Source organism: Georgenia daeguensis (assembly GCF_039537705.1).
Lineage (GTDB): Bacteria > Actinomycetota > Actinomycetes > Actinomycetales > Actinomycetaceae > Georgenia > Georgenia daeguensis.
Genome location: NZ_BAABBA010000019.1, coordinates 40,404 through 58,029, shown reverse-complemented (window position 1 = coordinate 58,029; position 17,626 = coordinate 40,404). Strand labels below are relative to the sequence as shown.

Here is a 17,626-nt window from a genome sequence, read left to right as displayed (position 1 = left end):
GCGCGAGCGGTCGCGGTACTGCGCTGGGTGTTTCTCGTGGCGCCGTGCCGGCTGTATCTCGCTGGTGAAGCCTCCGGTGGACGTGTACCGATGCGCTTCTTGGTGGGAATGTTCGCGTTCGCTGGTGCTGCTGGTGGGGCCGGGGCGCTAGGTGCGGCCGTGACACAAGGCAGCGTGGAGGACGCGTTCTTTGACGGCGCCATGGTCGGGCTCGCGGCCGTGGCCGTGTGGGCGATCTACGCGGTTCTAGTTCTTGGTGTGTTGTGGGTAATGGGCCTGGGCCCGGATGAAGTGGTGTCGGGAGCGGGGAGGAGAAGGTCGGGGCGCCACGTCGGATCGCCGGAGATGCCCGGGTGGCGGCGACGGGGCCATGATCCGCTTGTACCGGTCAGCCTTATCGCTGTCTTTGCCGTCCTCGGCGTGGTGTTCGCCGGAGTTTCGCTGTGGACGTGGCATGCGGAGGAGCCGTTTCGCGGGGACATGGCGACAGCGCATGCCGAGGTACTGGCTTGGGATGACGGGTGGCTCGGTCTTGGCGACCGCGAGCTTGTCGTCAGGTTTGTCGACGCCGGCACGGCGGTTACCGCTCGTGTCCGTGCCGAGGACGTCGTTGAGGAGGCCGTTTTTGCCCCGGGCGGCCACTTGACGGTGGAGTACCCGCCTGATGCACCGCATCAAGCTCGACCTGCCGGTACCGCGGAGACGAGGGCGGAAGACGTTGGCCTTGCCCTGTGGGCGGCCGGCGTGTCCTCACTGCTCGCCCTAGTTTCAGCGCTTGGTCGCCTCATCGGTAGACGGGGACCGCAGCCGGGCGGCGCCCCTGCGGCGGCGACCTGATGTCCGGCATCCCCACCGTACGAATCGGATCGCCCACTGAGCACCTGTTGCTGACCGCCAAGGGTTACGACGGGACACCTGCTGTGCTCATAGCGACTCTCCAGTTGGAGGGCCTAACCGCGACAACTCGAGTGATCGGAAATTATCCGATCGGCTTTCGCGATCTCGCCGAGTTCTTCGAAGGACTCGAAAAGGACTGGCGTGGGTGGCACGACACCCGCAGCTGGGAGTCGCTGGAGCAGAACCTCACGATTGAGGCACGTCACGAATATGGGCATGTTCGCCTGACCGTGATCGTGCGCGACGATCGGTCTGACTGGGACAACCAAGGCTGGCGAGCGATCGGCGACATCACCCTTGAGCCCGGCGAGCAGCTTTCGCAGGTCGCTCGCGATGTGACTGCGCTCGCCCTCGGCTAAGTGAGACTCCGCCAACAGAAGATTCGATGCCGGCCAATCTCAACTTTTGCGGACAACCGTCACAGGGTTACAGCGCCACTACACGTTCCGCTCGACGCCGACAGTCATGTTGTTAACCAATGTCGGCAGCTATAGACACTTACTTTGTGACGAGTTCCTCGACTACCGCAGACATCATTTCGTACGTCTTCTGGGCCTGACGGTCTTTCCCCAGGCGAGCATGCTCGAGGCGGATCTCTCCGATCGACCGAGCACGGTAGAACGCCCTTCGACGGCGGGCTTCGTCGCTTTGGGTAGGGGTCTCGCCGTACCCGTCCCAGAAAGACTCCCGGTGCACCGGTGGTAGTCGCTCGACGAAGATAAGCGTCCAGTCGGCCAGTGGATCGCCCCACCAGGTGCGGTCGCAGTCGAAGATGCCGATGACACCTCGACCTGGGTCATCCGGGTCCACCATGACGTTCGCCGGGATGAGATCGCCGTGAAGCAGGCTTCCGGTACTAACGACATCCAGGACCTCCGAACTCGCCGCCGCCAGGTCGGCCACATAGCGGAGGTCGGAGCCGTCGATCCCGAGCTCGTCACAGCCGCGCGCGATCAGTTCGAACCCCGTAACGAGGCAGTCGCTCCACCGACCTGTGGTCGGAGCCATCACGCGCCCGAAGTGGTCCGACTTGATCGCATGGATTCTAGCGAGGGTCTGACCAATGCCGCGCCACAGCTGCGCCTGCGCGGTTTCGCTCCACGAACCGAGAACGTTGGAGGCCGGGACGCCCTCGAGGTACGACTGGATCACGTAGTCCCGCCCGATGATCCGGTGGGTGAAGTCAGCCATCAGGGTTGTGGGCATAACGTCAGCGACCGGACGCAGGAACGGAACACTGGCGTACTCGTTCCGCATCAGATGACGCTCTGACGGCCGCTGCTCATCGACTGGCGGAGCTACCCGAAGCACAGCGCGAGTCCCGTCTGACACTTCGAGGCGATACGTCGTGTTGTACGAACCACCACGAAGTTCGACCGCAGAGCGCAGCTGCAAATCGGGGCCCACCCATTCCCGGCAGACCGCCTCCACCTCAGTAGTCGCAAGTGATCCACCGCGCAAAGTGCCTCCAACTCCAGGCGGACAGCATGCCAATGACGAAGCGACTAGCGCCCACAAATCGGACCTTGTCCGAAGGTCAACCGACTCGACAGTATCGGCCCGGGCAGAGTACGGGGCTGGGCGCATGCTCCGGTCTTAGAGCGAGCACCTCTAGATGGAGTTTGCGATTGTTTGGAACGCTGCCGTGGCGACCGCCTCCAGCCGTGACAGCGCGAGTCACAGGGACGAATGTTTTTCGACGGCCTTCCGCGCGCGCTTAGCCGACGGACTCAGCCGGTCCTGTCCACGCCGCATCCGAACACCTGTAGCTGGCGCATGGCGCGAGCAAACGCCAATCGAAACATCCGTGTGTCTGGAAGAGTCCCCGCATGGGAGCGGTGTCGGACTCGCCGGATGACTCGGCTCGGATTTTGAGGACCCCGCCGCTGTCGTGGCGCAACCGCGTGCTTCTCGCAGTCGGCATCGTCACGCTCGTAGGGCTCGGGGTTTGGACGTTCGTGAGCGGTGGCGAGCTCATTACTGTCGCCCCTCTTGCGTTGTCTGCCGCCTTTTTGATCATCCGGTTCAGTCCGCGCCGGATCGAGCTATGGCCGACCGAGCTTGCACTGTCGTCCCCGCTGCGGACTCGACGCATCCCCTACGCCAGCATCAAGTCCGTCCACGGAGACGCCGGGCGACTGGCATGGAGCACGGTGCTCCAGATGGACCTTCAGGACGGCAAGCGGATCAGGCTGCCGTTGGTGGAGACACCGATCGTTGAGACGTACGACCTCATCACGCGGAGTGCAGGCATGCAGGGTTCCTCTGAGGTCCGGCGGGGAGAGGACGACGTCGACGAGGAACGCCCGTAGCGGGGACCGGTGAAAGTTCATGACCGGGCTTCGCGGCCGCCACGAGCAACACCAAGGGGAGTGACCATGAGCGACGGGTCGGACAGGAACGACGCTGTGCTTGTTGGCCGGTTCCGGCGTGAGTTCAACGCGTTCTGGAACCGCGGGGATTGGCACGACGACGACCGGCCCAACGATGAGTGGGATCCGATCGCGGACGCCGGGATCTCCGCATTGCGGCGCGGCGACCTTGATGGCGCGGTACATGCGATCGTGCATTACGTCAGTGACGAGATGGAGCTCGAGGTCTCCTCACGAACGGAGTCTGAACTGCGCCGATTCCTCTCGGACTTCGCCCGTTCTGCCGGGTGGACGTCAACCCACACACCGGCCAACAGCCGTTCGCCCCTCTCAGAGCCCACCCCCGCGGACGTCGAGGGCGAGCGGCCCGGCCCGGCGGCGCTCTGGAACATGATCGACGACTTCTGTGAATCCGTGCGACCCAGCGCACGCGTCAACGAAACACAGCTGGCTCCGCGCCTGCGCGCAGTCCAGGTGGTGCCGAACAACCAGCACGCGATCCCGCTGTCGATCGTCGTCGGCCCGGACGAAGTGATCCTGGGACTCGGACACGACGGTTGCCGCTTCGAGCTCAGCGCTGACGATGCGCCCACCCGATCGAAAATCCGCGAGATCCTCGAAGCCGCGCGCAACGGCCGCGCGGAAGAGGAAACATGGCGCCGCAGCTCGGAGTGCCGGGTATGGCTTGCCGATGGCACAGAGGTGAGCACCCGCACGATCCACGGCCTGACCCTCAGGTCCAGGCGCGGCCCAAGCACCGTCCGGCGCTACGAGCCGTACGACCCCTCACCAATGACGTCGTGACGGGCAGGTCGTCAGTAAGCAACAAATCTGGACACCGTTGCGGCTACTCCAGCGGCCAGCGGACAGGACGTCGAGGAGAGAGTTCCAGAACTCCCCCTCGGCCAGCTGCAGGACAGTTCCACCAGACCCCGGCCAAACTGGACTCATGTCGATGAATAAACAGCAGCGGCTTCGAAACGTAGCGGAGGGGTTGCTCGCAGGATTGGTTGCGGTCGGGTTCGACGGTCCCTTCAGATGGGCACATCACCAGTGGGAGGGCGCCTTCTACAAGGCATGGCGGGATTGGCCGCCAGCATCTCGCAATCCTGAGTACTTCCCTCGTTTCAAGGTCGGCGGGTCCGCGGACGGACGGATCTCGCAGGCACGTGAGCTCCTGTGGGAGGTGAAGCGGACATCGCCGTTCCATGGTTACGACCAACAGCCGCTCAACCCGTCCCCGATGGGCCTGGACCCGCAGGAGTACCTCGCGATCCGGGCGGAGGGCGCCACACCACAGGAATGGATGGCACTAGCCAGGACGTTCCTCGCCGAAATGAACCCCGCCGACTAGTTCTACGACTAGCTCAGTTGGCGAGTTCGTAGGCCTCTCGAACGCTCGCCGGGATGCGTCCCCGGTCGGAGACGGTGTAACCGTTCTGGCGTGCCCATTCCCGGATCTTGCCGGTGTCGCCCGCCGATGCGGCGCGCTGTCGGCGCGCCGAGGGCTTCTTTCGCCCATTCACCTTGCGGGCGTGTCCGATCCACTCGGCGAAAGATTCGCGCAGTGCTTCGGCGTGCGCGTCGTTGAGATCGACCTCGTACTCGACGCCGTCGAGGCTGAAGAGCACGGTCTCCGCTGCCGGCGAGCCGTCTAGGTCGTCGATGAGTACGACGTGCTTCTTCTGTGCCACGACGGGCTCCTTTGGGGCGGAGGTGAACTATTGAGGGGTCCCCAGGTTAGGGGGTCCGGGGAGGAATTCAGAACGGGGGGCGCGCTATGTTCGGGGTTATTCGGTATCCCAGCGGCGGATGACGGCGTTCGCCCAGACCCAGACCGAATAGCCGTGCCCGTGAGGGCTTGCGTACTGAACTTGGACAGCCCGCGGCGTCCAAGCTGTCGCGACGGCGTCGACGAGGCGGTGCGGCCCGTCACCGTTCCGGACCCATGCCAGCGCGGGGACGGGAATGTCTGCCTTCTTGACGGGCCGGCCGTACTGATCAGGTGTCAGGGTGTGCGCGGCCTCGTTGTCAGGCAGCGGCTTGAGCGTCATAGGTTGACGCTATTGGCCGACGTCAGGCCATCGCAGGCGAATTGGAGGCATCCCTCCTGATTACTCCTCCTCGGCTCGTGCCGTGTACGTGCGGCCTGCGGCGCGCACGGCGTCGGCGGGACTGCCGGTCGACCAGTCGGGCGCCTGGCCGGTGGCCGGCAGCGGGGTTTCCTCGCGGGCGATCGAGTGCAGTTCGTCGACGAGTGCGTCCCACGGCTGGGTGCGGGGCTCGAAGTCGGGTGTGCGGATCGCCTCGACGTCGAGCTCGAGTCCGCGCTCGGTGAGCGCCTGACGCGCCGTTGCGGCGTACGCCTGGGCGTAGGCGGTCATGTCCTACTCGCGCAGGCGGTCGATGGCGTCGAGCAGGTTCTCGGCGCTCTCGAGCTCGGCGTCGGTGACGCTCTCGCCCTCCGTGCGCTTCGCGGCCGCGCGGAGTTCCTCCTCGGCCAGCTCGTACAGACCGAAGTCGTCGAAGGTGCCGGCGACGTCGAGGTACAGGCGTACCGGCTCGGTGCGCCAGCGCCACAGCTCGTCCTCGGGTGCGGTGCCGGCGACGAGCTGGCGCACGTGGTCGGCTTCCCAGGAGCCGGGGCGTCCGGCCAGCTGCGCCTCCACTCCGCCGACGTTGGCGGCGACGGCGGTCACCACCTGCGCGAGGAAGTCGGCGAAGTCGGTGGGGCTGTCATCTGCCCGGCCCGTTAGGGCTGCTTGGGTCAGCACTCGGATCGCTTCGCCTCGGAGTGCCTCGTACTGCTCGCGTGCTTCTCTCGCGGATCGGTCGTCCATCACGTCTCCTGTCGGCGCGCGCCTTGTTCAGGGCCCGGTCTTGTCCGGTCTCGTCAGGCCGGGTCTTGCCGGCGGGGCTCGAGGCCGAGGCTCGCGGCCAGCTCTTGTTCGGTCGTTCCCGTCAGCTCGTCGGCTCGGGAGAGCAGCAGGTCGATGGCGATGCGCAGCAGGGTGTTGTCGGTGATTCGCTCCCCCGACGTCGTGCCGTCGGGCCGGCGCCGCTCCTTGTTGAGGCGGCGGCTCAGCTCGGTCAGGGCGTTCGCCTGGTCGTCGTGGACGCGGGCCTCTCGTCGCCGGAGGCGTTGGTACTTCGGCAGCGACGGGGCACCCGGCCCACTCTCAGACTCTGTTAGTCCGGCAGTCTGCGAGGGAGCGGGTTCAACGGCTCGGGAGGCCCCGTGCTGCGGCGACAGAGCGCGGGACTCTTCCGGCTCGGCCGCGGCCGGCGCCGCCGCCAGCCGGTTGCTGCGGATGAGTCGGGCGTTCCCCGGTGCGCCCGTCCGGGGCGCGAGGCCGGTCAGGGTGCGGCGTGGCGCTTCGCTGGTCACCTGGACTCCTCCCCCGTCAGAACCTGGCTCGCTTCGCTCGCGGTGATCCGGCCGACGACTTCCTCGCCGAGGGCCTGGAAGTCCTCGGCCAGGCCCACGGCGCTGCGTGAGCGCGGGCCGTCGTGGTGGGTCTGGTCGCGTCGAAGCTCCCACCACTTGGGGGCCGACAGCACAGCCTCCTCGAGCTCGAACACGAGCAGACCACGTTCGCGGCTCTCCTGCGCTGCCGCTTCGGCGTGCCGGATGGAGGTGGTGAAGATGGGTGCGCCGGCGCCCAGGTCCTGCTCGATCGCCTCGCGCGCGGTCTCCGAGACCCGTTTCGCGGAGCGGTTCACCCCGAACAGCACGACACCGAGCAGGTCGAGGTCGGGGTTGAGGTCTACGACGGCGTCCAGGCGTCGGGCGACGTCGCGCAGGCCCTTGCGTGAGGAGGCGTCGGTCTTGACCGGGATCAGGGCCCAGCGGGCGGCCGCCAGGGCGGCCTGCTGCAGGGTCTCCTGACCAGGCAGGCAGTCGATGAAGATCAGGTCGTACTCGCCGGCCAGCGTTGTCAGCGCGCTGGCCAGGGCGAGCTTGGAGGCTGTCGGGTCCTTCTGGGCCTTCATGGTCAGGCCGGCGGCCGCCATGTCCAGGTGCGGTCCGCCGACGAGAACGTCGAGGTTCTCCCGGATCCCGGCGACCGGCTGCGGCGTGCTGGCGAAGGTGAGCGCCTGGGCCAGCGCGAGGCCGTCGTCGTTGATGTCGCTGTGGGTGTAGCCCAGCTCTTCGGCCAGGTTGCCCTGCGGGTCCATGTCGACCAGCAGGACTCGGTAGCCACTCGCGGCCAGCATCCCGCCGAGGTTGGCAGTGATGGTGGTCTTGCCGACGCCGCCCTTGCCGTTGACCACGGCGACGACACGTTCAAGTCCCGTACCCATAAGTTCTCCTTCTCTCGCGACCCTCCGCCGCTGCATCGATCACGGGCCTCATGCGGCGGGCGACGTCTGTTACTTCGTCACTCGTCGAAACGCCGGAAGTCTGTTAGTCCCTGAGTCCATGGCAGCCGGAGAGCCGGTGTCTGGCATGTCCGGAATAGCTTTTGTCCTTTCGGGTTCCACTTGGTTGGTTGCGCTACTCGGCATGAGCCCTTGCCTGAGGCCCTGCTATGGGGAGGCCGGTTGTTTTACCTCTCCTAACCGAGGTGGGCGGCTCGGGTGGACATGAAGGGCTCCGGGTCGGTGTGCTCGCCGTTGATGTAGACGGCGAAGTGCAGGTGGCAGTTGGTGGAGTTGCCGTCGTTGCCGACGACGGCGATGAGTTGGCCGGCGGTGACGTGCTGGCCGGGCCGGGCCAGCAGGCCGCTGGCGTACATGTGGTTGTAGCTGGTCTGGATGCCGTCGCCGTGGTGGAGGACGATGACGTGCCCGGTCAGTCCCAGGCGCGGGTGCGGGCCGCCGGCGTAGGTGACCCGGCCGTCGGCGGCGGCGTAGATCGGTGTTCCGCAGGCGGCGCCGAAGTCGGTGCCGGCGTGGAAGCTGGAGCCGAAGAGCAGACGTGGCCCGTACCGGGAGGTGACGGGTCCGTCGACCGGTGCCACCCACTGCCCGGTGGCGGGTCCGGCCGGTCCCGCTGTGGTGGCGGTGAGGCAGTCCAGCGGCCCGGATCCGGCGTTCGCCGACGGGGTCGGGGTGACGTTGACGTGCGGGTGGTCGAGGTGGTTGGCGGTGTCCGAGCCGCGGTCGGCCATGGGCTGCCAGCCCCTGTCCGCCTCGGCGGCGCGCCAGATCGCCTGGCGCCAGATGATGTAGTCCACGCTGAGCCGGTCGGCGTGCTCGATGAGATAGGAGACGATCGCGTCGCCGGTGGCGGTGTCGTCGTGGGTCATGAAGTCCACGGCGAGTCCGGCGGGGTGGCCGCCGGCGTCGACCGCGCTGTCCCGGTAGCCGCCGATCTCCGCGACGTCGAAGCGCGCACCGACCTCCTCGGCAAGGGCTTGCGCGTGGGGCTTGACCGGGCCGAGGTCATAGCGATGATCTGGGGCACGGTCGTCGGTCGTGTCTGTCTCGCTGAGAGCGGTGACGACCTGGACAGCGGCGTCCCAGTAGTCGGCGTAGTGCAGCGGGTCGGCGTTGCGCTGGACCCGGTTGGCGGCAAGCGTGGGTTGCAGGTCGCGCCACCCCTCGATCTTGTTCAGGGCGTCGAAGAACATGACGGCCGAGCGGGCGGGGTCCATCCGATCGGCGTAGGTGCCCCAGGCGCCGTTGTCGCGCTGCTGGAACAGGCCGCGGCTGTCCGGGCCGACGGCATCTCCCCGGTCGAGGACCCGCAGACCGGACTCGCCCATGGCCGTCATGACGCCGATGGTCTGACCCCAGGCATCCATGCCGCGCTCGGCGCCCACACGCATGATCGTGGCGGCGTTGGCGAGCTGCTCGCCGGAGTAGCCGGCGATCTCCCCGTCGGGGACGTCGCCGACGGCGAGGGCCATGCCCGGTGTGCACACGCCCGCGGGGGCGGACCGGCTCAGGCCCGAGCCGACGAAGAGCACGAGCACGAACCCACCGAGCACGGCGAGGACCGCGCAGACCACGACGGCAGCCTTGTTCACAGCGTTTCTCGTCCTCCCCCCCGGGACGGGCGTGCTCAGTCGATCGGGTCGGCGTACTCGACCAGCCAGGGATCGGTGGCCCCGGTGCGGGTGAGCGTGACCAGGTACGGGCCGGCGTCGGTTTCGACACGGACCTCGGCGAGCGACGCGGAGCTGGTGTCCAGGACCTCCCCGCCGTCGGTCACGGTGGTGGCCGGCACCGCCGCGGGGTCGACGTAGGCGAAGGTCTCCGCGCCGGTGGTGGTCATCAGCCCGGCGATCCCGGCATGCCACTGCTGAGCGGCCAGGTCGGGGCGGGCGAACGCGCGCATGAACGCCACCGCCCGGTCGGCGGCCTCCTCGGCGGCGGTCTCGTCCCACGTCGGCGGCCGCTCGGTGGGTACCTGTTCCTGCCCGGTCAGCTCCTCCATCGGCTCATCCGTCGGCCGGGAGCTTGAGGTGGCCGGTGCGGAGCTCGGCGCCGTCGGTGCGGCTGCCGGCTGCGGCTCGGCCGGGGTGCTCGCGCACCCCGCGGCGGTCAGGATCGCGGCCACCGCGGCTGTGAGGCCGGCGGTGCGGCGCGGCGTCATCGCTCCTCCTCGGGCTCGGCCGGGAGGGACTGTGCGACGAACTCGTAGAACGTCTCGTCGGCCTGCCAGGGTGGTGCGGTCCACTGGTGGTCCTGGTGGCCGTCGTCGCAGCCGGAGAAGACCTTGAGGTGCCGGAGCCGGTCGAGGGTCGGCCACAGGGATCGTTCGTGCCAGTCGACAAGGGCGGGCGAGGGCTCGGCCGCCGCCTCGTTGTAGGCGCCCTGGTGGGCGACCATCAGGGCTGTGAGCTGCTCGACGGCGACGGGGTGGCGGTACCAGCACGGCGGGAGGCGGTACTCCCGCACCTGCAGGTTGGACAGGTACCGGGCGGTGAGCCAGGCGACGAAGTCGGCGAGCTCCTCCCACAGGGCGACCTGGCGGTCCCTGCCCAGGCGGGTCCACAGCCACGGCCCACCCGCGGGCCGCTCCGAGACGGCATCGATCAGGTCCGCCAGGGCGCCCTCGACGGTCTCCAGTCGCGCCTGGAGGTCGCCGAGCTCTTCGGTGGTCGTCATGCGGTGATGCCCTCCCGGTCCAGCACCCAGGACGTCGAGGCCTTGAGCTCCTCGGCGTCGGATCGCTTCCACCACGGGGTAAGATCCACGATCCCGCCGGGCAGGTCGCGGTAGAGCAGCAGCGCACGCCCCTCGGGGATGGTGCGCAGGTCGGAGACGCTGAGCACGCGCTCCTTCTCCGTCGAGACGTTGAACGAGGGCGTCTCGCCGCGCTCGGAGTAGTGGCGGGCGGAACGGGTGACCCGGCGGTCCCCGAGGAGTCGGGACACCGACTCCAGGAAACCGTCGTTGCTCGAGCCACCCATGAGGAGCTTGACCGCCGCGGCCGCCCAGATGGTCTTGGCGCCCTCGTCGCCGTAGCGGCTGCGCAGCTGGGACTCGTCCTGGACGACCGGCCACACGCTCATCCCGCGGCCGCCGCCGTCGGCCATGAGCTGGGGCAGGTCCGGGATCGGAGCGATGTTGGCGACCTCGTCGAGCACGAAAGTGATCGGCAGGTCGAGGCGGCCGGCGGCGGTGCGCTGGGAGGCGAGTCGCCCGGCCCGGACCACGGCGGAGACCAGGGCGGTGACCAGTGGGGCGACGCCGCTGGACCCGCCCTCGGAGAGCAGGTAGAGGGTGTCGGAGGACCGGACGAACCGGTCCGGGTCGAACGCCTCGCCGTCGCCGGCCGCGGGGCAGACGAAGTCGACGACCCGGGGGTCGGCCAGCGGCTTGAGGACCAGGGAGAGGGACATGTCGGTGGAGGAGACGGTCTCCCGGGCCTCACCCCGGGCGAACTTCTCCAGATCCTTCGCCCAGCCCGGGGCCGCGCCCTCGTGCTCGCGCAGGATCGCGTAGGGAGTTTCGTTGTCGAAGTCCCGCGCCCAGGCGAGCACCTCCCGCATGGTGTGACCACCGAGGTCGGCGGCGTGCAGCAGGCAGCGCAGCACCGTGTCGGCGGCCTCGTGGAAGAAGCCGGCGTTGCGGGAGCCGTCCATCGGCCGGGCCGCGACCATCGCCTTCGCGCGGTCCATCGCGACCTTGACGTCCGCGCAGCCGGCGACGATGTTCCACCGCGCCGCCTCGGGCCACGCGGAGACGCCCTCGGGGTCGAAGACCCACACCCGGCCACGCTCGGCCCGCGGCTGGGCCGTGAGCCGGAACAGGTCGACCTTCGTCGAGGTCGCCACCACCGCACCAGGGGCGTCGACGACCTGCCCGACGGCGAGATAGGCCGTCTTTCCCTGCCGGGGCGGGGCGATCACGCAGCCGGTGTCCTCGGTACGGGGACGTACCGGCTGCCCGTGATAGCTCGCGATCGGCTCCAGCAGGGTCGCGGACGGCCCGCCGGTCACGCGGTCCTTGAGCGCCTTGCCGGTGACCATGCCCTTCTCGGCCCGGCCGCGGTGGCGCGCCGCCACGGCCCCGACCAGGGCGACGGCGGTGAGGATGACCAGGGCGAACCAGACCGCCAGGACCACCGGCAGGCTCGCGGTGGTCACGTCCTCGCCGAGGTCGAGCGGTGACAGGCGCACCAGCGCGAGGAAAGTGCGGTCGACGCCGGCCAGTCCCAGGCCGGTCGAGGTCACCCACAAGGTCAGGTGCCAGTAGGCGAGCAGCGCCGCGGCCAGCAGCGCGAGCTGGACGTTGGCCCGGGTGCTCGCCTTGATCGGCGGGCGGTTCTCTCTCGTCACCATCAGCGCCGTCCTCCCATCGCCGCGTCGGTCTCGGTCAGCCGTTCCTCGAGCTCGGAGCGCACGTGCCGGACCATCACCTCCGGGGCGGTGCCCCGCTTGAAGATGTGGAACCCGGTCTGCAACGACGGGATGACCTCGGCGGCGTCGGCGGTGAGGTTGAAGTCGCGCACGCACCGCTCGACGTCGGCGGCGCGGGACTGGCGGTAGACGTGGATCGTCTGCGCCTCCTGCAGGACCGCCATGGCCGGCGAGGTCACCGGAATGTCGGCGAGCTTGTGGATCGCCACCACCAGGGCCAGGCCGAGGGCGCGGGCGAGCTTCGTGTTCGAGCGCAGCAGACCGGCGTTCGGGCCCGCGACCAGGTGCCACCCCTCCTCGACGACGAGGTTGGTCATCTTGCCGCGGTTGCGGCGCAGCGACCCGAGCAGCCACAGGTTCGCGATCGCCATCACCGTCGGGACCGCGGGGCCGTCGTCGGGCAGCTGGGAGATGTCGAAACTGGTCAGCTTCTCCTCCAGCCGCACCCCCCTGGAGGTCGGCCCGTCGAAGATGCCGCCGTACTCCTCGAGCAGGCCCCCCATCAGGAACCGCACCCCCAGGGCGGCCTCGTGCAGCCGTTCCTTCGCGGCGGCCGAGGCGTCGCCGTAGCCGCCCTCGTGGTCCGCCTCGATGTGCCCCAAGTTGGCGAGCACGTCGGGCAGGACCGGCACCCGGCCGTCCACCTCCGCCTGGCGCATGGTCAGGCGGTACGCCGAGCGCAGCGCCTCGCGCTCCCACTCGTCCAGCGGCTCGCCGTCCTGCGCGAGCTCGGCGGCGACCTGGAGGAGACGGACCTGGTTCTTCGCCCCGGCGCCGGTGATGATCGGGTCGAGCAGGTTCAACACGACCCCGTCGCCGTCGGTGCTGAACGTCAACGGCTCGCCGCCGAAGAAGCGGACCAGCTCGGCGTACTCGCCCTCGCCGCCGCGGTCCTTCTTGTCGAAGATGACCGCACGGCGGTCCCGCAGGAGCAGCGGGCGCAGCGCGTAGGCGGACTTGCAGACCGAGGACTTGCCCGAACCGACGTCACCGACCACCACCACGTTCGGGGAGGAGACGATGCCCTTCTGGTAGGCCACGAACGGGTCGTGGTGGACCCGGGAGGAGCTGAGGCAGTCCAGGCCGACGATGAGCGCCTCGACGTCCGTGGGGGCGGCGACCACACCGGTGTTGAGCACCTCGGCCTGCCGGGTCGTGCTCGGCGCCCCCTGGGGCAGCGGGGCGTAGTAGCCGCGCCTGGCCCAGCCCGGCTTGGGGCGCAGGCGCGTACCGCGCGCGTTGTACGGGGTCAGGCCCTCCTCCCGCGGCGCTGGCGGCGAGGGCGGCGCGAGCAGCCGGCGTCGGCGCTTGGTCTCCTTCGCCGGCGGCGTGGTCGGTGCCTGGTTCCCGGCCGCGAGCTCGCGCTGGGCGCGGCGCGTGGCCGGGACGTTCGTGGTCGTCACAGAGACTCCTTCGCGCCATGGCCGGACAGGGCGCTCATCACGCGGTCTCCGGCCGAGGACAGCGGGGTCCTGATCCCCCGCACGATCGGCCACGTACACCCCGAGGCCGCAGCCTGATACGTGTCGAGCCACTCCAGCCGCTCGATGCCCAGGTCACGCTCGGCGATCGCGGCCGCGTGGCGGGCGGCGCGGCCGAGCTCCTCCCGGGTGCGGGCGCTGATCGTGAGGTAGCCGGCCCACTCCACCCCGGCGTTGTGCTGCCCCGGGCGCAGGTCGGCGGCCCGGCGCTGCGCCGCGCTGAGGCGCAGCTCGTTCTCCTCGTCCAGCAGGCGCCCGTCCTGGTTGCGAGCCACCCGGTCGGCCGCATCGCGGGTCAGATCCGAGCGGGCGGCCCCGCGGGCCTGCCGGGCCGGGATGATCCACGTCTGAAAGCTGAGCGTGAGCAACGTGCCCTCCGGGCCGCCGGCAAGCATCGGGGTCAGCCACATCGACGTGCGCGGCACCGTGGCCAAGGCGTCAGCGCTGATCCGTGCGGTGCGGTGCCACCACCGCCGCTCCTCCCCCGTGGCCGGATCATTCGCGATGACCACGTGGGCGGAGTACTCGTCCCGGCTCGCCAGCCCGAACCGGTCCGGGTCGACGTCGGCGACCTGGTCGATCGGCCGGGACGGGTCCTGCATGTGCAGCATCACCGCAGCGACCTGTGCGGCGCTGAGCGCCCGCACCTGCCCGTGGCGCGCCTGGCGCAGCCCCCGGGCGACCGCAGCGATCTCCGTGGCCATGAACGCCCGCCACCCGTCCCGGCCCTCGCCGAACCGGGCGGCCGCGGCGCAGAAGGCCGCGCCCAGCGGCCAGCGCACCGCGACGTAGTGGCGCTGGACCATGCTCGAGGCGTCGCTGCGCCGGATCAGATCGTCGTAGGACTGTGCGAGCTCGCGCGGCACCGCGGAGCCAAGGTTCTCCAGCAGCCACGCCTCGTGACGGGCCGAGTCCGGAGGGAGCACCCGGGTCAGGGACTGGACCACCCGGGCCACGGACTCCTCCGACCCCAACGAAGCCAGAAACCGGCCCCAGCGCGCGGCGGCCTCCCCCGTGGCACGGTCGGACTCCAGACCGCGGATCTGCCCGGACACCTCGAAGACCACCGACAGATAGGCGTCCTCCCCGGTCGGGGCATGCCAGGCGATCCCCGGCCGCCGCGGACGCCGCTCGAGCCAGCCCATGCCCTCGGCCCCGTCCGGCACATCCCGGTACGCCGCGGCCTGCCGGGCTGCGTCCGCGCGCACCCTGCCGTCCCGCGCGCGGGCCTGCGCGGCCAGCGCGTCCCACTCGCCCTGGTCGAAGGGGCGGAACGCCACCGTGCCGGTCCTGTTGCGCTCGAGCCAGCGCCGCCTAGTCACGAACCGCGAGACCACCGAGCCACGCGGGGTGGCCGCAGTCGCGGCCCACGTCGCCGCGACGACCACGACCCCGATGGCGAACCCAGCCTCGGCCATCGTCATCGTCAGCACCATCGCGACCAGGACAGCCGCGCCGACGCTGACCAGGCGCCAGGTCGGCACCGACCCACCCAGCCAGGACCGGCGGCGGGACTCCCCGCCCAGCACCGACGTGCGGCTCATCGCGCACCTCCGGCCGGGTCCTCGTCCATCTCCGCGGCCGCGATCTCCCCGCCGCGGGTACCGAAGTCGGCCGCCTTCGTCGTGGCCACGACCGCCACGGCCCCGGCCGCGACCGCGGCACCGGCAGCCCCGGCCGCGGCACCGGAGGAGCCGGCGGCCGCGCTCGACGAGCTGCTCGTCGCAGCCGCACCCTCGGAGCCGGCGGCCGATCCCTTCGCGGCCGCAGCCTCGGTGGTCGACCCCCCTGCCAAGGTGCCCTTCCACGCGGCGTCAGCCCCCTCGCCGCCCTGGCCGTCGCTCGCGACCTGCTGCTTGGCCTCCAACGCCTTCTGGACCGTCCCGCCCTCATCCGCGCGCCGGGACGACGTCGACGAACCTGCCGAGTCGCCGCCCCCGTCGTCGGAGCCGTCGTCCGGGCCGCCGTCGTCGCCCGAGTCGGTGCCGGCGTCGGACCGCTGTACCCGGTCCTGTGCCCGGCGAGCGGTCTCCGATCCACCCCAGCTGCCGCCCGAGGCGCCGTCGCTGGCGGCCATGCTCAACGCCGGACCGGCCTGCCCCGCCGTGGTCGGCAGCACCGGCGCGAACTTGAACAGCAGGAACGGCGTCAGGCCGGCCAGGCACAGCGCACACGCGGCCGCCAGGTGGTTCGCCAGCGTCGCCACGTCCGGGGTGTCGCTGAGCCACCGCGCCTGGCTCGCCGCCAACCGGTAGGCCAGTCCCAGCACCAAGAACAGCACCGGCTTGGCGGCGATCACCCCACCAAGGACCATCAGCAGCCGGGTCACGATCCGCCGCTGCTCCGGGCTGGCGTACCAGGCCAGGGCGATCGGGACCACGGCGCCACCGATGTAGATGGTCACCATCGTCACGATCAGCATCGCGATGACCAGCACCAGGCCGACGAGCATCAGCACCATCAGGCACAGGGCCACCAGCACGCCGCCAGTGACTCCCGAGGCGTCGCCGTCCGCGACCATCTCCGAGATGCTCGAGACGACCTCGTCGGTGGACGACTCGATCGCCCACCTGGCGATGACGTCGCTCAACGAGCCGACGAACTCGAGCACGAACCACCCGGCCGCCGGCCCGAACATCGCCCCGCCGAGGAACAGCACCGAACCACGGGTGAGCACGTCAGCCACCTGGTTCGAGGAGTACACACCCTGAGCGCTGCGGACCACCGTCACCAGAAGCAGGAACGCCCACAGGAAGACCCCGAGCGCGAAACTCACCCGGTACGCATCGAGAAACCATTCCGCGGACAGGTCCGGCTGGGTCGCGTCGAACAACGTCGGCAGCACCGACGAGCTCAGCCCGTGCGCGGCCTCCTGCGTCTTGTCGAACAAGAACCCCAACGGGTCCGATCCGAAATCCACCGCCGTCCGAACAGTTCCAGCGGCTTCATCGATTGTGCCTAGACCAGCGTCAAGTGCATCCCGGACCCACCCCTGGGCATTCTCCGCGAGGCCTCGCCCCTCGCCGTCGTGCGCCGCCATCGTCAGCACCCCCCGGAAAACGGCTGTGCTATCTCCTTGAGGTCGGATATCCGCCGATCAGCGCTGTTGTCCTTCAGCTGCCACTCCCCGCTGGACCGGTCCAGGGTGAACGTGGTAGCGGTGGCCATCACGTTCCCTGCCTGGTCCTTCATGTCGGGGATGGTGAGCAAGACGGACACCACGACCTCGTCCCCGCTTGAGGACTCGATGTAGTACCCACCGCCCTCGGTCGAGGACGGTGGGCCTTGCCGCTCGTCTGTTAGGCCGGGCTCCTCTACCCGATCAGCCATACCCGCGACCGTCTCCGTGGCGTCGGGCGCCGTGATTGCGCCCAGGACAACGGGCACTTCGTCTGCGGGCGGTAGTGACTCGTCCGAGCCCAGCCAGCGATAGACGGTTGCGGCGAACTCAGCAGCTCCGACGTCGTCGAGCTCCGCCTGCTGCAGAGCCGTCAGTACGGTGTGCGCGGTGATCGCGGACCCACCGAGACACCCGTTCGCCACCCGGCCGACTGTCGGTGTGGGGGTCGGTGCCGTAGCGGTGATCGGAGCGGGCGAGGGCGCGGCGTTCCCGTCGCGCTGGCCATGCAGCCAGGTCAGGCCACCCGCACTCAATGCGAGCACGAGAATGCCTGCGACGAGCCACCGCACCCAGCGGCGGCGGTAACGAAACTGCAGCTCGAAACTCATCGGCTGGGTCTCCGGTCAGGTGGCCACGGAGAGGATTGCCCCCACGAGGATCGCGAAAGCTGCCACCAGCACCAGGCCGATCAGCGCCTTGATCGCGCGGCCGCGACCTTGGGCGTAGTCGTGCGGGTTGTCGCCAGCGTTCGCCATCGTCACCACGCCCTGGAGCAGGAAGAAGATGGCGACGAGGATGCCGATCGCCCAGGCGGCGGCGAAGAGTTTCTGCCACCACGCGGTGAACTCGGCACCGAAGATTCCGAAATTGGGGACGATGCCATCGATGGGGTTGTCGATGGCCATGACTGTAGCGCCGGCCGAAATGACGTCGTACACC

21 protein-coding genes are annotated in these 17,626 nt (G+C 69.5%); 5 read left to right on the top strand and 16 right to left on the bottom strand.

Annotation, left to right across the window (positions count from 1 at the left end):
- Positions 1-159 precede the first annotated feature (159 nt).
- Both ABD774_RS16585 and ABD774_RS16580 read left to right on the top strand, forming a co-directional pair.
- The gene (locus ABD774_RS16585) at positions 160-837 is read left to right on the top strand and encodes a DUF3592 domain-containing protein (protein WP_345043540.1); all 678 of its coding nucleotides are present in this window, start codon (positions 160-162) and stop codon (positions 835-837) included.
- Positions 837-1,256 (top strand): DUF6228 family protein, encoded by a 420-nt coding sequence (locus ABD774_RS16580; protein WP_345043538.1) that lies wholly within the window; start codon positions 837-839, stop codon positions 1,254-1,256. Before ABD774_RS16585 ends, ABD774_RS16580 begins: the two co-directional genes overlap by 1 nt.
- Positions 1,257-1,395: 139 nt before the next feature.
- Here ABD774_RS16580 and ABD774_RS16575 read toward each other — a convergent pair whose 3' ends face one another.
- On the bottom strand, positions 1,396-2,484 hold the full coding sequence (locus ABD774_RS16575) for a phosphotransferase family protein (RefSeq protein ID WP_345043535.1): 1,089 nt from the start codon (positions 2,482-2,484) through the stop codon (positions 1,396-1,398).
- Between the two features lie 242 nt (positions 2,485-2,726).
- Here ABD774_RS16575 and ABD774_RS16570 point away from each other — a divergent pair, with 242 nt between their 5' ends.
- The 3 genes from ABD774_RS16570 (at position 2,727) to ABD774_RS16560 (ending at position 4,623) form a co-directional block, all read left to right on the top strand.
- A complete protein-coding gene (locus ABD774_RS16570) occupies positions 2,727-3,209 on the top strand; it encodes a hypothetical protein (protein WP_345043533.1) in 483 nt (160 codons plus the stop codon).
- 66 nt (positions 3,210-3,275) lie between these two features.
- Positions 3,276-4,073, top strand: a complete 798-nt coding sequence (locus tag ABD774_RS16565; protein ID WP_345043531.1) for a hypothetical protein — start codon at positions 3,276-3,278, stop codon at positions 4,071-4,073.
- Positions 4,074-4,224: 151 nt separating this feature from the next.
- On the top strand, positions 4,225-4,623 hold the full coding sequence (locus ABD774_RS16560; protein WP_345043528.1) for a hypothetical protein: 399 nt from the start codon (positions 4,225-4,227) through the stop codon (positions 4,621-4,623).
- Positions 4,624-4,636: 13 nt separating this feature from the next.
- Here ABD774_RS16560 and ABD774_RS16555 read toward each other — a convergent pair whose 3' ends face one another.
- The 15 genes from ABD774_RS16555 to ABD774_RS16485 form a co-directional block, all read right to left on the bottom strand.
- Complete coding sequence (locus tag ABD774_RS16555) at positions 4,637-4,963, bottom strand: histone-like nucleoid-structuring protein Lsr2 (protein WP_345043525.1); 327 nt, start codon at positions 4,961-4,963, stop codon at positions 4,637-4,639.
- A gap of 96 nt (positions 4,964-5,059) precedes the next feature.
- Entirely contained in the window at positions 5,060-5,323 is a 264-nt protein-coding gene (locus tag ABD774_RS16550; RefSeq protein ID WP_345043522.1) for a hypothetical protein, read from the bottom strand.
- A 60-nt stretch (positions 5,324-5,383) separates the two neighbouring features.
- Positions 5,384-5,653 (bottom strand): hypothetical protein, encoded by a 270-nt coding sequence (locus tag ABD774_RS16545; protein ID WP_345043520.1) that lies wholly within the window; start codon positions 5,651-5,653, stop codon positions 5,384-5,386.
- A 3-nt stretch (positions 5,654-5,656) separates the two neighbouring features.
- Positions 5,657-6,109, bottom strand: a complete 453-nt coding sequence (locus ABD774_RS16540; protein ID WP_345043517.1) for a hypothetical protein — start codon at positions 6,107-6,109, stop codon at positions 5,657-5,659.
- A gap of 53 nt (positions 6,110-6,162) precedes the next feature.
- Positions 6,163-6,657: a hypothetical protein gene (locus ABD774_RS16535; protein ID WP_345043515.1), complete on the bottom strand. Its 495-nt coding sequence runs from the start codon at positions 6,655-6,657 to the stop codon at positions 6,163-6,165.
- Entirely contained in the window at positions 6,654-7,574 is a 921-nt protein-coding gene (locus ABD774_RS16530; RefSeq protein WP_345043513.1) for a ParA family protein, read from the bottom strand. The genes ABD774_RS16535 and ABD774_RS16530 overlap by 4 nt, the downstream gene beginning before the upstream one ends.
- Positions 7,575-7,828: 254 nt before the next feature.
- A complete protein-coding gene (locus ABD774_RS16525) occupies positions 7,829-9,244 on the bottom strand; it encodes a M23 family metallopeptidase (RefSeq protein ID WP_345043510.1) in 1,416 nt (471 codons plus the stop codon).
- A gap of 35 nt (positions 9,245-9,279) precedes the next feature.
- Entirely contained in the window at positions 9,280-9,813 is a 534-nt protein-coding gene (locus ABD774_RS16520) for a hypothetical protein (protein ID WP_345043508.1), read from the bottom strand.
- Positions 9,810-10,328 (bottom strand): hypothetical protein, encoded by a 519-nt coding sequence (locus tag ABD774_RS16515; RefSeq protein WP_345043505.1) that lies wholly within the window; start codon positions 10,326-10,328, stop codon positions 9,810-9,812. The genes ABD774_RS16520 and ABD774_RS16515 overlap by 4 nt, the downstream gene beginning before the upstream one ends.
- Positions 10,325-12,007: a type IV secretory system conjugative DNA transfer family protein gene (locus ABD774_RS16510; protein ID WP_345043503.1), complete on the bottom strand. Its 1,683-nt coding sequence runs from the start codon at positions 12,005-12,007 to the stop codon at positions 10,325-10,327. Before ABD774_RS16510 ends, ABD774_RS16515 begins: the two co-directional genes overlap by 4 nt.
- Positions 12,007-13,488, bottom strand: coding sequence for an ATP/GTP-binding protein (locus ABD774_RS16505; protein ID WP_345043500.1), 1,482 nt, complete (start codon positions 13,486-13,488; stop codon positions 12,007-12,009). Before ABD774_RS16505 ends, ABD774_RS16510 begins: the two co-directional genes overlap by 1 nt.
- Complete coding sequence (locus tag ABD774_RS16500; protein ID WP_345043498.1) at positions 13,485-15,110, bottom strand: hypothetical protein; 1,626 nt, start codon at positions 15,108-15,110, stop codon at positions 13,485-13,487. Before ABD774_RS16500 ends, ABD774_RS16505 begins: the two co-directional genes overlap by 4 nt.
- Positions 15,107-16,456, bottom strand: coding sequence for a hypothetical protein (locus ABD774_RS16495; RefSeq protein WP_345043495.1), 1,350 nt, complete (start codon positions 16,454-16,456; stop codon positions 15,107-15,109). The genes ABD774_RS16500 and ABD774_RS16495 overlap by 4 nt, the downstream gene beginning before the upstream one ends.
- A gap of 152 nt (positions 16,457-16,608) precedes the next feature.
- The gene (locus ABD774_RS16490; RefSeq protein WP_345043493.1) at positions 16,609-17,295 is read right to left on the bottom strand and encodes a hypothetical protein; all 687 of its coding nucleotides are present in this window, start codon (positions 17,293-17,295) and stop codon (positions 16,609-16,611) included.
- Between the two features lie 15 nt (positions 17,296-17,310).
- The gene (locus tag ABD774_RS16485) at positions 17,311-17,625 is read right to left on the bottom strand and encodes a pilin (RefSeq protein ID WP_248257284.1); all 315 of its coding nucleotides are present in this window, start codon (positions 17,623-17,625) and stop codon (positions 17,311-17,313) included.
- Between the last annotated feature and the right edge of the window lies 1 nt (position 17,626).